Annotated in this window: 9 protein-coding genes; 2 read left to right on the top strand and 7 right to left on the bottom strand. The window is 67.1% G+C overall.

Going from position 1 to position 14241, the window contains the following annotated elements:
- Positions 1–164 precede the first annotated feature (164 nt).
- Together HMPREF2886_RS10065 and HMPREF2886_RS10060 are read right to left on the bottom strand one after the other, a co-directional pair.
- Positions 165–1580, bottom strand: coding sequence for an amino acid permease (locus HMPREF2886_RS10065; protein ID WP_033972541.1), 1416 nt, complete (start codon positions 1578–1580; stop codon positions 165–167).
- Positions 1581–2008: 428 nt separating this feature from the next.
- On the bottom strand, positions 2009–2218 hold the full coding sequence (locus HMPREF2886_RS10060) for a hypothetical protein (protein WP_009875978.1): 210 nt from the start codon (positions 2216–2218) through the stop codon (positions 2009–2011).
- A gap of 154 nt (positions 2219–2372) precedes the next feature.
- Here HMPREF2886_RS10060 and HMPREF2886_RS10055 point away from each other — a divergent pair, with 154 nt between their 5' ends.
- Positions 2373–5498, top strand: a complete 3126-nt coding sequence (locus HMPREF2886_RS10055) for a transglycosylase domain-containing protein (RefSeq protein WP_042164067.1) — start codon at positions 2373–2375, stop codon at positions 5496–5498.
- Positions 5499–5502: 4 nt separating this feature from the next.
- Here the strand turns inward: HMPREF2886_RS10055 and HMPREF2886_RS10050 are convergent, their stop codons facing one another.
- The 3 genes from HMPREF2886_RS10050 to azoR1 are packed head-to-tail and all read right to left on the bottom strand — an operon-like array spanning position 5503 to position 7672.
- Positions 5503–6663 carry an AAA family ATPase gene (locus HMPREF2886_RS10050; protein WP_003123024.1) on the bottom strand — a complete coding sequence of 387 codons (1161 nt, stop codon included), beginning with the start codon at positions 6661–6663 and terminating at the stop codon, positions 5503–5505.
- Positions 6664–6718: 55 nt separating this feature from the next.
- On the bottom strand, positions 6719–7024 hold the full coding sequence (locus HMPREF2886_RS10045; protein ID WP_033972539.1) for a DMT family transporter: 306 nt from the start codon (positions 7022–7024) through the stop codon (positions 6719–6721).
- 9 nt (positions 7025–7033) lie between these two features.
- Positions 7034–7672: an FMN-dependent NADH-azoreductase AzoR1 gene (azoR1, locus tag HMPREF2886_RS10040; RefSeq protein ID WP_033972538.1), complete on the bottom strand. Its 639-nt coding sequence runs from the start codon at positions 7670–7672 to the stop codon at positions 7034–7036.
- Positions 7673–7798: 126 nt separating this feature from the next.
- Between azoR1 and HMPREF2886_RS10035 the strand changes: the two genes are divergently transcribed.
- The gene (locus tag HMPREF2886_RS10035; RefSeq protein WP_079385209.1) at positions 7799–8728 is read left to right on the top strand and encodes a LysR substrate-binding domain-containing protein; all 930 of its coding nucleotides are present in this window, start codon (positions 7799–7801) and stop codon (positions 8726–8728) included.
- A 144-nt stretch (positions 8729–8872) separates the two neighbouring features.
- On the opposite strand, the gene putP is transcribed toward HMPREF2886_RS10035, so the two are convergent.
- Together putP and putA are read right to left on the bottom strand one after the other, a co-directional pair.
- Positions 8873–10393: a sodium/proline symporter PutP gene (gene putP / locus HMPREF2886_RS10030; protein WP_070747227.1), complete on the bottom strand. Its 1521-nt coding sequence runs from the start codon at positions 10391–10393 to the stop codon at positions 8873–8875.
- A gap of 311 nt (positions 10394–10704) precedes the next feature.
- Complete coding sequence (gene putA / locus HMPREF2886_RS10025; RefSeq protein WP_042164072.1) at positions 10705–13887, bottom strand: bifunctional proline dehydrogenase/L-glutamate gamma-semialdehyde dehydrogenase PutA; 3183 nt, start codon at positions 13885–13887, stop codon at positions 10705–10707.
- Between the last annotated feature and the right edge of the window lie 354 nt (positions 13888–14241).

The raw sequence follows: 14241 nt of genomic DNA, 5'->3' as shown, positions 1-14241 counted from the left end.
CGGATAACCGCAAGCGGTTATTCGCCCTACCGCCGGTCCAGCGAGCCTGGGTAGGGCGAATAACGCCAACGGCGTTATCCGCCGGATGCACCGGGCCGGATATCGGCGCAACGAAAAAAAAGGGCCTCGTCCGAGGCCCCTTTTCTTTTCCGGCGCTACATCGCTCAGGACGCCGCGCGGCTTACCGTGCCGGCGCCGGCAGGCTCCTTCGGCGCCAGGTTGAAGGCGTAGTACAGGACAGTCAGCAGCAGGATGAACGGTGGGCCGATGTAGAGGGCGATGCGGGTGTCCTCGAAGAAGGCCATCAACACTACCACCATCACCAGGAATGCCAGCGCCAGGTAGGAACTGACCGGGTACAGCCACATGCGGTATTGCAGCTTGTCGCGCTCGGCCGGGCTGAGCGTCTTGCGGAAGCGCAACTGGGCCAGCAGGATCATCGCCCAGGTCCAGATCGCGCCGAAGGTGGCGATGGAGGTCACCCAGACGAATACCTTCTCCGGCACCAGGTAGTTCAGCAACACGCCCAGCAGCAGCGCCAGGATCGACAGGATCAGCGCCCGGCGCGGTACGCCGCTGCGCGAGGCCTTGCCGAAGAAGGCCGGGGCCTGGCGATGCTGGGCCAGGCTGTAGAGCATGCGCCCGGTGCTGAAGATGCCGCCATTGCAGGACGACAGCGCGGCGGTGATCACCACGAAGTTGATGATCCCGGCGGCGGTCTTGATGCCCATGCGCTCGAAGGTCATCACGAAGGGGCTGCCCTGGGTGCCGATCTCGTTCCACGGATAGAGCGACATGATCACGAACAGCGAGCCGACATAGAACAGCAGGATACGCCAGAACACCGAGTTGATCGCGCTGGGAATGGTCTTGGTCGGGTTACGTGCTTCGCCGGCGGTGAGGCCGATCATTTCCACCCCGAGGTAGGCGAACATCACCATCTGCAGCGACATCAGCACGCCCTGGATGCCGTTGGGCATGAAACCGCCGTGGGCCCAGAGGTTGGAGATGCCGGTGGCGATGCCGTCGTTGCCGAAGCCGAAGGCGATCATGCCGATGCCGACCACCACCATCGCCAGGATGGTGACGATCTTGATCAGGGCGAACCAGAACTCGAACTCGCCGAAGGCACGCACCGCGATGAGGTTGATCGTGCCCATGCTCGCCAGGGCCGCCAGGGCCCAGATCCAGCGCGGCACGTCGGGGAACCAGATACCCATGTAGACGGCGACGGCGGTGATCTCGGCGACACAGGTCACCAGCCAGAGGAACCAGTAGTTCCAGCCGGTGATGAAGCCCGCCAGCGGGCCCAGGTAGTCCTTGGCGTACTGGCTGAAGGAACCGGCCACCGGATTGTGCACCGCCATCTCGCCGAGGGCGCGCATGATCACCAGGATCGCCAGGCCGCCGAGGATGTAGGAGATCATGATGGCCGGGCCGGCCATCTGGATGGCCTTCGCCGAGCCCAGGAACAGGCCGACGCCGATACAGGCGCCGAGTGCCATCAGGCGGATGTGTCGCTCACCGAGCTCGCGCTTCAGGGAGCCGTCTTGAACCTTCTGTTCGCCGACAGACGACATGGGAACAACCTCATTTTGTTATTGAGATAGATCAGTTGCGGACTCGCTCGTGCGGTCGGGGTAGGGAAGCGGATTTCGCCAACGGCGCGGCCCCTGCGCGATACCGCACAGCGGGCGACGACGGGGCGTCATAGGTTCCAGGACTGCACACCGGAAGAGGCTGTCCGCTCTCGTGGAGCGAACGTGGGCATTGCGGGAGTCGACTACAACTGAGGTCGGGCCGGAGTTTTACACAAGATTTCAAGGCCGTCATGCCCCGCGATGGGGCAACTGGACCAAAGGCGTAAGGACCGCCAACGCTGAATGGATTCACTCCCTGGGCCGCGCGCGCAGCAGGGACAGCGGCCGGCCGAGCCGGGGGGTGGACGGTTTCGCGCTGGCCTTGCAGGCGCCAGCTGCGCTCGAGCAGCCGGCTGCGCTGCATGGGGTCAGCGCAGGGGTTCGCGGCAGCGGAGGTCGCGGTAGGGGCCGTCGAGCCTGACCCAGCCGTCTCCCGGCGAGGTCTGCATGCAGGCGACCTGGCCGTCGAGCTTGCTCTGCCATTTGTAGAAGGGCGCCGGCGCGGCCTGCGCCGCGAGGCCGGAGAAACCCGCCAGGACGACACCGACGAGAAGGGGGAAAAGTGTGCGCATCGACATTCCGGACCCGAAACACAAGGAACTCAGACAGACACTCTAACCCCTGCGCCACGCCGCTCCAATCCTCGGTCGTCCGATTGCCGCCGGGGAGATTTTCCTTGCACGAATGACAGCAGGGTTGCAGCGGGACAACTAGACTTCCCCCCAGGTGCGGATGAATTGCGCAGCTACAGGCGGTGCGAGCATGGGTGCATCAGAACGATCCACGAACGACCCTTCCGAGCTGCAACCCTGCAGTCTCCCTGCCTCCGCTTCTCCTCGAAAAAGCCGTCTCCGCCAACGCCTGATGCTGATCGGCTTCGCCTTGCCGATCCTCGCCGCGGTGGGCATCGTGGTACTTCACGAAGCGCACACCTCGCGGCTGCAGGCACGCGAGCTGGCACGCTATGCCGCGACCCTGGACTACGAGGTGCGCCAGGGTCCCAGCGAGGCCATCCTGTTCCCGGCGGACGGCCCCTTCGACCGCCGCCTCGGCTACCAGTTGCTGCCTTCGTTCATGCAGCGCCTGTACGACCGCGACTACGTCATCACCCGCCAGGCACACTTCTCCCCGGCGCTGATGCGCTACGCCGAACACCGGCTGTTCCCGCCCTACGCGGAAAAGGCCCAGGCCGGGCTGGACATCGCCGATTGCCGCGGCGTGCCGATCTACGACTTCCGCTATCCGCAACGGCGCTACGCGAACTTCGCCAGCCTGCCGCCGCTGGCGGTGCAGAGCCTGCTGTTCATCGAGAACCGCGACCTGCTCGATCACGAACGCCCCTACCTCAACCCGGCGGTGGACTGGGGTCGCTTCACCCAGGCGGCGCTGTCGCAGGTCGGCAAGATGCTCGGCTTCAGCGCGCACTCCTCCGGCGGCAGCACCCTGGCGACCCAGATCGAGAAATACCGCCACTCTGCCGAAGGGCGCACCGGCAGCATCGGCGACAAGCTGCGGCAGATGCTCTCGGCCAGCGTACGCAGTTATCGCGAAGGCCCGGCCAACTTCGCCGCGCGCCAGGACATCGTGCTCACCTACCTCAACTCGGTGCCGCTATCGGCGGCGCCGGGCTACGGCGAGGTCACCGGCCTGGCCGATGGCCTGTGGGTCTGGTACGGCGCCAACTACCGGCAGGTCGGCGAGGCCCTCGACGGCAAGGCCGGACTCGCCGCCCAGGGCCTGGCCCTGCGCCAGGTGCTGGCGCTGATGATCGCCCACCGCCGGCCTTCCTTCTATCTGGCGCCGCGCGGCCGCGACGAGCTTGACCGGATGACCGACAGCCACCTGCGGGTCCTGACCCAGGCCGGCGTCATCGAGGCGCCGTTACGCGATGCGGCGCTGGCGCAGAAGCTGGCGTTCCGCGACCCACGCAGCCAGCCGACGGTGCAACCGCTGCCGACCAACAAGGGCGTGACCCTGGCTCGCACCCGCCTGGCCGGGATGCTCGGCGTGCCACTGTACGACCTCGACCGTCTCGACCTGCGGGCCAATACCACCCTCCAGCACGAGTTGCAGGAAAGCGTCAGCGCCTACTTGCAGAAACTCGCCGACCCGGACTACGCCGCCCAGCTCGGGCTGATCGGCGAACGCCTGCTGACCCCGACCTCGACCCGCTCGGTACGCTACAGCTTCACCCTGTTCGAGCGTACGCCGAGCGGCAACCAGGTGCGGGTGCAGACCGACAACACCGACCAGCCCTTCGACATCAACGAAGGCAGCAAGCTGGAGCTGGGCTCCACCGCCAAGCTACGGGTGCTGGCCAGCTACCTGGAGACCGTCGCGCAGATCCACCGCGACTATGGCGGCATGAGCGTCGCCGAGCTGCGCAAGGTGGAAGTGGAGCCGCTCGATTTCATCCTCCGCTGGGGCATCGACTACCTGGTCGCCAGCCGCGACCGCGATCTTTCCGCGATGCTCCAGGCGGCCATGGAACGGCGCTATTCGGCCAGCCCCTACGAGAGCTTCTTCACCGGCGGCGGGCTGCACACCTTCAACAACTTCCGCAAGGAAGACAACGGCCGCCGGCCGATGCTGCTGGAAGCCCTGCGCGAATCGATCAACCTGCCCTTCGTGCGCCTGCTGCGCGACCTGATCCGCCACGACATCTACCAGAACGCCGGGAGCAAGGTGCAGTTGCTGGCCGACGACAAGGACCCGCGCCGCGCCGACTACCTCGACCGTTTCGTCGACAAGGAAAGCCAGGTCTATCTGCGCCGCTTCTGGGTCAAGTACCGCGACAAGGACGCCAACCAGCGCCTGGAGACCTTCCTCGACGGCCTGCGTCCCTGGCCGGTGCGGCTGGCCGCGATCCACCGCTACCTGCAGCCACAGGCCGACCTGGCGAGCTTCAGCGCCTTCCTCCGCGAACGCCTGCCCCGCGGCAGCCTGACCGACAAGCGCGCCGCCGAGCTGTACGAGCGCTACGGCCCGGGCAGGTTCAACCTCAACGACCAGGGCTACGTCGCTCGCGTGCACCCGCTGGAGCTATGGCTGCTCGGCTATCTGCAGAAGCAGCCGCAGGCGACCTTCGGCGAGGCGGTAGCGGCCAGCGGCGCCGAGCGCAAGGAGGTCTATGGCTGGCTGTTCAAGTCGCGGCACAAGAACGCCCGCGACAAGCGCATCCGCATCCTGCTGGAGGTGGAGGCCTTCCTCGACCTGCACCAGCAATGGAAGAAACTCGGCTATCCCTTCGATCACCTGGTGCCCTCCTACGCCACCGCCCTGGGCAGCTCCGGCGACCGCCCGGCGGCGCTGGCCGAACTGATGGGGATCATCGTCAACGATGGCGTGCGCATGCCGACCCTGCGCCTGGAGCACCTCGACTTCGCCCTGGGTACGCCCTACGAGACGCGCTTCGCCCCGGAAGCCACCCTCGGCCAGCGGGTTATGACCTCGGAGGTCGCCACCACCCTGCGCAACGCGCTGTCCCAGGTGGTCGACGCCGGCACCGCGCGGCGCCTGCAAGGCACCTTCAGCCGTCCGGACGGCGCGCCACTGGTGATGGGCGGCAAGACCGGCACCGGCGACAACCGCCTGCAGACCTTCAGCGCCGGCGGCCACGTGCGCAGTTCGAAGGCACTGAACCGCACCGCCACTTTCGTCTTCTACATCGGCCCGCGGCACTTCGGTACCCTCACCGCCTACGTCGACGGCAGCGAGTCGAGCCAGTTCAAGTTCACCTCGGCCCTGCCAGTGCAGGTACTCAAGGGCATGGCACCGCTCCTCAGGGACTACCTCGACCCACGCACCGCCACCCGCTGCCAGGTACCGTTGTCGCCGCAACAGATCGGCCGCCTGTAGCGGTTCAGCGCACCGGCCAGTACCAGGCCGGCCGGTCCAGCTCGCGCAGCCCCTGGATGCGGGTCTCGCCAAAGTCCTTCTCCAGCCCCAGCGAATGGCATTCCGGGTGCTCTTCGAGCGTCGCGACAAGCCGCGCGGCGTGCGACACCACCAGCACCTGGGAGTGCTGCGCGGCCTGGCCGACGAGGCGCCCGAGGGCCGGCAGCAGGTCGGGATGCAGGCTGGTTTCCGGTTCGTTGAGCACCAGCAGCGCCGGCGGCCGCGGCGACAACAGGGCGGCGATCCACAGCAGGTAGCGCAGGGTGCCGTCCGACAGCTCCGCGGTGCGCAGCGGCCGCAGCAGGCCGGGCTGCTCGATCAGCACTTCGAAGCGCCCTCCCGGGTTGTCGATGTGCAGGCGACTGCCGGGAAAGGCATCGTCCACCGCTTCGTCCAGCGCCGCCGCGTCGCCGATCTCGCGGATGGTCTGCAGGGCCGCGGCCAGGTCGGCGCCGTCAGCGCCCAGCACCGGTGTATGGGTGCCGATCTGCGGACGCCGCGCCGGCGCCTCGGCGTCGCTGCGGAAATGGTCGTAGAAGCGCCAGGAGCGGATCCGCTCGCGCAGGCCGAGCAGTTCCGGTACCTGTCGCGGGTCCACCGCCGCGCCCAGCATGCTGTCGAAGGTGGCGAGATGCTGCGCCGCTACTTCCCAGCGACCGCCGCCGCGTGCGCGCAACAACGGCCCGCGTCGGTCGACGAGGACATTGGCCGGGCGCAGGAACGGGCCGGCCCAGATACATTCGCGCTTGATCACCGGGTCGAGACCGAACTTGCTCTGGCTTGGCTCCGGCAGGCCGAGGTCGATGCAATAACCGAAATCCTCCCCGGCGAAACCCAGGCGCAGGTTCACCGACTGCCGGCGCACGCTGCCTTCGATCGGCTGGGCGCCACTGCGCATGGCCCGGCTGATGTCCTCCGGTCCCGCCCACAGGGTCGATGGCAGGCCGCCCTCGCGCGCCAGCGACGGGATCACTTCGCCGCGCGCGCTGTCCGCCAGCAGGCGCAAGGCCCGGTAGACGTTGGACTTTCCGGCGCCGTTGGCGCCGGTGATCAGGTTCAGGCGCCGCAGCGGCATCACCAGGTCGCGCAGGGTGCGGTAGTTGGACACCGCCAGGGTGGTCAGCATGGCTGCTCTCGAAGGAACGGAAACGCGGCCGATTGTAGGCCAAATGCCGCATCGCTTACTTGAGCCCGGCTACCCCGGCGACGATCAACCCGACAGAAACCAGCTTCACCGCCGTCAGGCTCTCGTCAAGCAGCAGGACGCCGAGGAACACCGTGCCCAGCGAGCCGATCGCGGTCCAGATCGGATAGGCGACGCTGACCGGCAACTCGCGCAGCGCCAGGGTCAGGAAATAGATCCCGCCGATCGCCGCGACCACCGTCAGCAGCGACGGCCAGAGCCTGCCGAAGCCGTTGGAGAACTTCATGCCCATGGCGAAGGCGACCTCGAAGGCCGCCGCCACCAGCAGATGGAACCAGGCCATGGCGGCTCCTCAGACCGACCGCGCCAGCGCCAGCAGGCGCTGTTCCGCCTCGGCGCAGGAGTCCAGGAAGGACCTGCCGCCGGATTCCTCGCCTTCCGCCGCGACCACCGTGACCTCGTCGATGCCGATGAAACCCAGCGCGGTGCGCAACCAGGGATCGGCGTGGTTCATCGCCTGGTTCTCGCCGCCCGGGCCGAAGCCATGGCCACCGCGACTGGTGACGATCAGCGCACGCTTGCCACGCAGCAGTGGCCGGTACTGGGCGACGCCATTGTCGAGGACGAAATCGAAGGTCACCCCGAGGCGCACGATCTGGTCGACCCAGGCCTTCAGGCCGCTGGGCACGCTGAAGTTGTACATCGGCGTGGAGATCACCAGCAGGTCGCTGTCGAACAGTTCGCCGACCAGTTGGTCGCTCAGCGCCAGGTCGGCCTGCATCGCCAGCGAACGCTGCTCCGGCTGGGGATGGAAGGCGGCGGCAACGAAGGCCTCGGTGACCGCCGGAAGCGGTACCCGGCCGACTTCGCGGCGCGCCATGCGGGCCTGTGGATGGGCTTCGCGATAGGCCTCCAGGAAAACCTCGGCGAGACGCCGGGACTGCGAGCGCTCGCCTCGCGGGCTGGCATGCACTGCAAGAATTCTACTCATCTGTATCTCCTTGGATTCGGCTAGACTCGAATGGCCTCAAGGCCCTTCGTCTTGAACCAGAAGTTATTGGCAGCGAGGGTTCCCGACAAATGAGCAATAGTTGTTCAGGATGAATTCAGTTCATCCATGGAGATTCCAATGTTCGCTTCCCTGCCGCTGACCGCGTTGCGCACCTTCGAATCGGCGGCCCGCCAGTCGAGCTTCAAGGCCGCCGCCGAGGAGCTCGCGGTAACGCCAACCGCGGTTTCCCACCAGATCCGTTCGCTGGAAGCCTGGCTCGGCGTTCCGCTGTTCCAGCGCCTGCCACGGAAAGTGCGCCTGACCGACTGCGGCGAACGGCTGTTCCGCAGCCTGCACGGGGCCCTGCTGGAAATTTCGCAGAGCGTCGACACGCTGCGTCCGCAGCGCAGCGGCGGCAACCTGACGGTCTCCACCACCCCGGCCTTCGCCGCCCTCTGGCTGGTGCCGCGTCTCGGCCGCTTCTACGCGGCGCACCCGCAGATCAACCTGCGCCTGGATACCAACTGCGAAGTCCTCGACCTGCACCAGGACGCCAGCATCGACCTGGTGATCCGCTATAGCCTCGACGACTATCCGAACTTCTACGGTCTCTGCCTGTTCGACGAATGCTTCGCGGTCTACGGCTCGCCGGCCCAGGTCGCCCTGGCCGCGGAGCGGCAGCCGACCCTGATCAGCGTGCGCTGGCACAATTCCAGGCTTTACGCCCACGGCTGGGAGGCCTGGTGCGCGCGGGCCGGCGAAGACTGGATGGACGGCCAGCCGGTGATCCGCCAGTACGACGAGGAGCACTATGCCCTGCAGGCGGCCATCGCCGGCCAGGGTCTGGTGCTGGCCAGTTCGATCCTGGTTTCGGAAAGCGTCGCCAGCGGCCTGCTGCAACCCTACAGAGCGGATATCAGTGTCGACGGCGCCGGCTACAGCGCGCTATGCGTGCCCGGACGGGAACGTCATCCGCCGGTGAAGGCATTCTTCGAATGGCTGAGGCTGGAGGCACGGCAGTCGGGCCACGCTTGCCGGCTGGAGCGGGACGCCTGAGCCGCGCAGCGGGACTGGGACAACGCGGCTGCCGTTATCCGTCCTGCGCGGCCAGGCGCAGCAGCCGCCGGAAAAAACGACAGCCCGCACCTTGCGGGGCGGGCCGTCTCCATGCGCGGGCGCTTCACCCGCCCGCAGGTTCGATCAGCGCTGGGTTACCGGAGCGGCGGAACCCTGGTGCGCCTCGCGGTACTCCTGCTCCGCATCGTCGAAGCGCTTGAGCATGCTCGTCGAAGGCGCCTTGCCGAGCAGGCTGAAGACGACGATGGCGACGCTGGCGAAAAGGAAGCCGGGGATGATCTCGTAAAGGCCGGTCCAGCCCAACAGGTTCTTCCACAGGATCACCGTCGCCGCGCCGACGATCATGCCGGCCAGCGCGCCGTTGCGGGTCATCCGCTTCCACAGCAGGGAGAACAGCACCAGCGGGCCGAAGGCGGCGCCGAAGCCGGCCCAGGCATAGGACACCAGGCCGAGCACACGGTTTTCCGGGTTGGAGGCCAGCCAGATGGCGATCACCGCCACCAGCAGCACCATGGCGCGACCGACCCAGACCAGTTCCAGCTGGCTGGCGCCCTTGCGCAGGAAGGCCTTGTAGAAGTCCTCGGTGAGCGCCGAGGAGCAGACCAGCAGTTGGCAGCTCAGGGTGCTCATGACCGCGGCGAGGATGGCGGACAGCAACACGCCGGCGATCCACGGGTTGAACAGGATCTTGGCCAGTTCGATGAATACCCGCTCGGGGTTCTCGCTGACCGCGCCGGCCTGCTCCGGATGCGCCTGGAAGTAGGCGATGCCGAAGAAGCCCACGGCCACGGCGCCACCGAGGCAGAGGATCATCCAGGTCATGGAGATGCGGCGCGCGGCCGGGATCGATTTCACCGAGTCGGCGGCCATGAAGCGCGCCAGGATGTGCGGCTGGCCGAAGTAGCCCAGGCCCCAGGCCATCAGCGAGATCACGCCGATGAAGGAGGCGCCCTTGAGCATATCGAAGCTGGTCGCGTCCTTCAGCTCGATGGCGGTGAAGGTCGGCTCGACGCCGCCGGTGGCGAGCATCACGATCACCGGGGTGAGGATCAGCGCGAAGATCATCAGCGAGGCCTGCACGGTGTCGGTCCAGCTCACCGCGAGGAAGCCGCCGATGAAGGTGTAGGCGATGGTCGCCGCGGCACCGGCCCACAGCGCGGTCTCGTAGGAGAAGCCGAAGGTGCTCTCGAACAGGCGCGCACCGGCGACGATGCCGGAAGCGCAGTAGATGGTGAAGAACACCAGGATCACCAGGGCCGAGAAGATCCGCAGCAGGCGGCTGTTGTCCTCGAAGCGGTTGGTGAAGTAGTCGGGCAGGGTCAGCGCGTTGCCGTTGTGCTCGGTCTGCACCCGCAGGCGGCCGGCGACGAACAGCCAGTTGAGGTAGGCGCCGACGATCAGGCCGATGGCGATCCAGCTTTCGGACAGGCCGGACAGGTACACCGCGCCGGGCAGGCCCATCAGCAGCCAGCCGCTCATGTCGGAGGCGCCGGCGGACAGCGCCGTGACGAAGCTGCCGAGGCTGCGGCCGCCGAGGATGTAGTCGGAGAAGTTATTGGTGGAGCGATATGCCGCCAGGCCGATCAGGACCATGGCCGCGATGTAGATCACGAAGGTGATCAGCGTGGGCGTATTGACACTCATAGGGACTCCCCTATTGCTTGTTTTTATCCGGGCCCTTGCGTGTGCAAGCAACGGGTAGCGGGCCCTTGGTTGGCAGAATGGCGCTTGTGGCGTCACTCCGTGAGCGCTTGCCGGAGCAAGCCGGAAACGTGGGTGGCCTCAAACGAGTCCGAACAGGCCCACGCCTCACGATCCCTCCCCTGTCGGGCAGGGAAAATCGTCCTTTATGGTCCGTTCCGGGCACGCACCGGAACGGCGGTCATTTCCCTCGGCGTTCGTCGCGGCGAACCCCGGAAACCGACCCGGGCGCCAAGGCGCCCGGGAACGGAGTATCACTCGGCGTCGGCCAGCGACAGCAGCGACGCGTTGCCGCCCACCGCGGTGGTGTTCACCGACGTGGTGCGCTCGCTGACGAAACGCAGCAGGTAGTTCGGCCCGCCGGCCTTGGGACCGGTGCCGGACAGCCCGTGGCCGCCGAACGGTTGCACGCCCACCACCGCGCCGATCTGGTTGCGGTTGATGTAGAGGTTGCCGACCCGCGCCAGCTCTTCGATGCGACGGGCGGTTTCCTCGTTGCGGCTATGGACCCCCATGGTCAGGCCGAAACCGGTGGCGTTGATCGCCTGCACGACCCTTTCCAGGTCCTGCGCGGCATAACGCACCACGTGCAGCACCGGGCCGAAGTTCTCTTTCTTCAGCTCGTCGATGCCGCTGATCTCGAACGCGACGGGAGCGACGAAGTGACCGTTCAGGTTGCCCGGCACCTTGGTCTCGGCGATCAGCTTGCCGGCGGCCTTCAGCGCGGCGATGTGCTGCTCCAGGCCGGCCTTGGCCTCGGCGTCGATCACCGGGCCGACGTCGCTGACGCGCACGTCGGTCGGGCCGACCTTCAGCTCGGCCATGGCGCCCTTGAGCAACTCGATCACCCGCTCGGCGATGTCCTGCTGCACGTACATCACGCGCAGCGCGGAGCAGCGCTGGCCGGCGCTGGTGAACGCGGATTGTACCGCATCCTTGATCACCTGTTCCGGCAAAGCGGTGGAATCGACGATCATCGCGTTCTGCCCGCCGGTCTCGGCGATCAGGGTGGCGATGGCGCCGGGCTTCTCGGCCAGTTGCCGGTTGATGATGCGGGCGGTGTCGGTGGAGCCGGTGAAGGCCACCCCGGCGACCCGCGCGTCACGGCAGAACACGCCGCCGAGGGTGGCGCCGTCGCCCGGCAGCAGGGCGATAACGTCTTTCGGCAGGCCGGCTTCGAACATCAGTTCGACGGTGCGCGCGGCGATCAGGCTGGTCTGCTCGGCCGGCTTGGCCAGCACGGTGTTGCCGGCCACCAGCGCGGCACTGATCTGGCCGAGGAAGATCGCCAGCGGGAAGTTCCACGGGCTGACGCAGGCGAAGATGCCGCGGCCTTCGTAGAACAGTTCGTTGCGCTCGCCGGTCGGGCCGCGCAGTTCCTCGCGGACCAGGCGCTGGCGGGCCTGCTGTGCGTAGTAACGGCAGAAGTCGACCGCCTCGCGGATCTCGTCGATACCGTCCTGCAACGACTTGCCGGCTTCCAGGGTGCACAGCGCCATCAGCTCGCCGCGCTGGGCTTCCAGCAGGTCGGCGAGTCGTTCGAGGATGCCGGCGCGCTCGTCCACCGGGGTGGCGCTCCAGCGCGGCCAGGCCGCTTGCAACACGTCGAGGGCCTTGCCGGCCTGCTCGGCGGACGCGTACTGGACGCTGCCGACCAGCCTCTCCAGGTCGTACGGGCAACGCACTTCGTGGGCCGGGCCGGAGAGTTTCTCGCCGTTGACGATCGGCGCGGCTTGCCACTGGCGGGTCAGGTGCGGCTTGTAGGCGAGCTCCAGCTCGTTCCACTGATTCTGGATGTTCATGTTGATGCCCTGGGAGTTTTTCCGCCCGGCGCCGAAGATCGCCTGGGGCAGAGGGATACGGTCGTTGGCCAGCGTCTTGAACTGGCGCAGTTGGGTAACCGGGTGCTGGATCAGCGTCTCCACCGGCACGCGCGGGTCCACCAGCTTGTGCACGAAGGAAGAGTTGGCGCCGTTCTCCAGCAGGCGGCGGACCAGGTACGGCAGCAGGTCCTTGTGCGCGCCGACCGGGGCGTAGATGCGCACGTTGCGGCGGTACTTCTCGATCACCGTGTCGTACAGCGCGTCGCCCATGCCGTGCAGGCGCTGGAACTCGAAGTCGCGCTCCTCGCCGCCGGCGGCCCTGGCCTCGTCGGCCAGGGCGAGGATGGCGGTCACGGTATGGGCGTTGTGGCTGGCGAACTGCGGGTAGATCACCCCGCGGGTGTGCTCGCTGAGCAGGTAGCGGGCGCAGGCCAGGTAGGAAGTGTCGGTGCCTTCCTTGCGGGTGTAGACGGGGTAGCCGTCGGCGCCCTGCACCTGGCACTGCTTGATCTCGCTGTCCCAGTAGGCGCCCTTCACCAGACGCAGCGGGATGCGTGCGCCAAGCTCGCGGCCGAGCAGGGTCAGCCACACCAGCACCGGCAGGCAGCGCTTGGAGTAGGCCTGGATGACCAGGCCGAACTCGCCCCAGCCGGCGATGGCCGGGTCGCGCATCAGCTTCTCGTAGAGTTCGAGGGACAGCTCCAGGCGATCGGCTTCCTCGGCGTCGATGGTGATGCCGACGTTCAGCTTGCGCGCGCGCACCGCCAGTTCCAGGACGTTGGCGAACAGCTCGCTGAGCACCCGCTCGCGCTGCGCCACTTCGTAGCGCGGATGCAGCGCCGAGAGCTTGATCGAGATCGACGGCCGCGGCCCCGGACCGACCTGCGGCTCGGCGCCGACGGTGTCGATGGCCTGGCGGTAGTCGGCCATGTATTTCTCGGCGTCGGCGGCAGTCAGCGCAGCCTCGCCGAGCATGTCGAAGGAATAGGTGTAGCCCTGCTCGCGGCATGGACGACCGTTCTTCAGCGCTTCGGAGATGGTCCGGCCAAGCACGAACTGCTTGCCCATCAGCTTCATCGCCTGGTTCATCGCGGCGCGGATCACCGGTTCGCCGGAGCGCTGCACCAGCCGGCTGATGACGCTCGGGGCGCGGCCGTCGGTGCGTTCGTCGATGTTCACCACCTTGCCGGTCATCACCAGGCCCCAGGCGGCGAAATTGACCAGAACGTTGTCGCTCTGGCCGAGATGGCGCTGCCAGTCGGCGGCGGACAGCTTGTCGCGGATCAGCGCGTCGGCGGTCGCCGCGTCAGGCACACGCAACAGCGCCTCGGCCAGACACATCAGCATCAGGCCTTCCTGGGTGTCCAGGCTGTATTGGCGCAGGAGTGCGTCGAGGGTATCGACGGCGTTGTCCCGGCTGCGCACGGTTTCGATCAGTGCGCGGGCATTGCGGCGGATAGCCTCGATGCCGTCGGGACCGGGGTCGGCGAGCTGCAGCAGTTCGCCCAGGTAGGCTTCCTCGTCGACCGCGTAGTTGGCGCTGATGACAGGGAAGAATTCGGCTGCGGACCGGGTCTGGTCCTCGCCCTGCAAGACGTGACTGGCTTTGAACATCACGCCCTCCTCTTGTGGAGCCATTGTTATTGAAAGAAGTCCGGCCAGGCGTCCATTGCCCGGGGCACCGCCGCCGGCGGGTTGTGCCGGCGGCGCGGCACGTCCTGTGGCGCGGGAATACGGATCAGTATGGGTCAGGCCCATTCCGCCGGCGCGAGGCACCAGCGGATAGCGGAATGTAGTGGCTGCGAGAGGGGTGATTCTTGCGAAAGGCTCTGGAGTTTTTGCGGAAAACTCCTGGCCGCGGAACTTTCCCGTTCCTCTTCGCCGGCAGGCATGCGGACATTGCCGCAGCTCGTCGGCACGACGCCATGCAGAGTGGCTACGCGGGTCTACCGACACAAAAAGAAATAA

This window comes from Pseudomonas sp. HMSC066A08, from assembly GCF_001813025.1.
In the GTDB taxonomy this organism is placed as follows: domain Bacteria; phylum Pseudomonadota; class Gammaproteobacteria; order Pseudomonadales; family Pseudomonadaceae; genus Pseudomonas; species Pseudomonas aeruginosa.
This window is presented reverse-complemented; position numbering and strand designations above follow the sequence as displayed.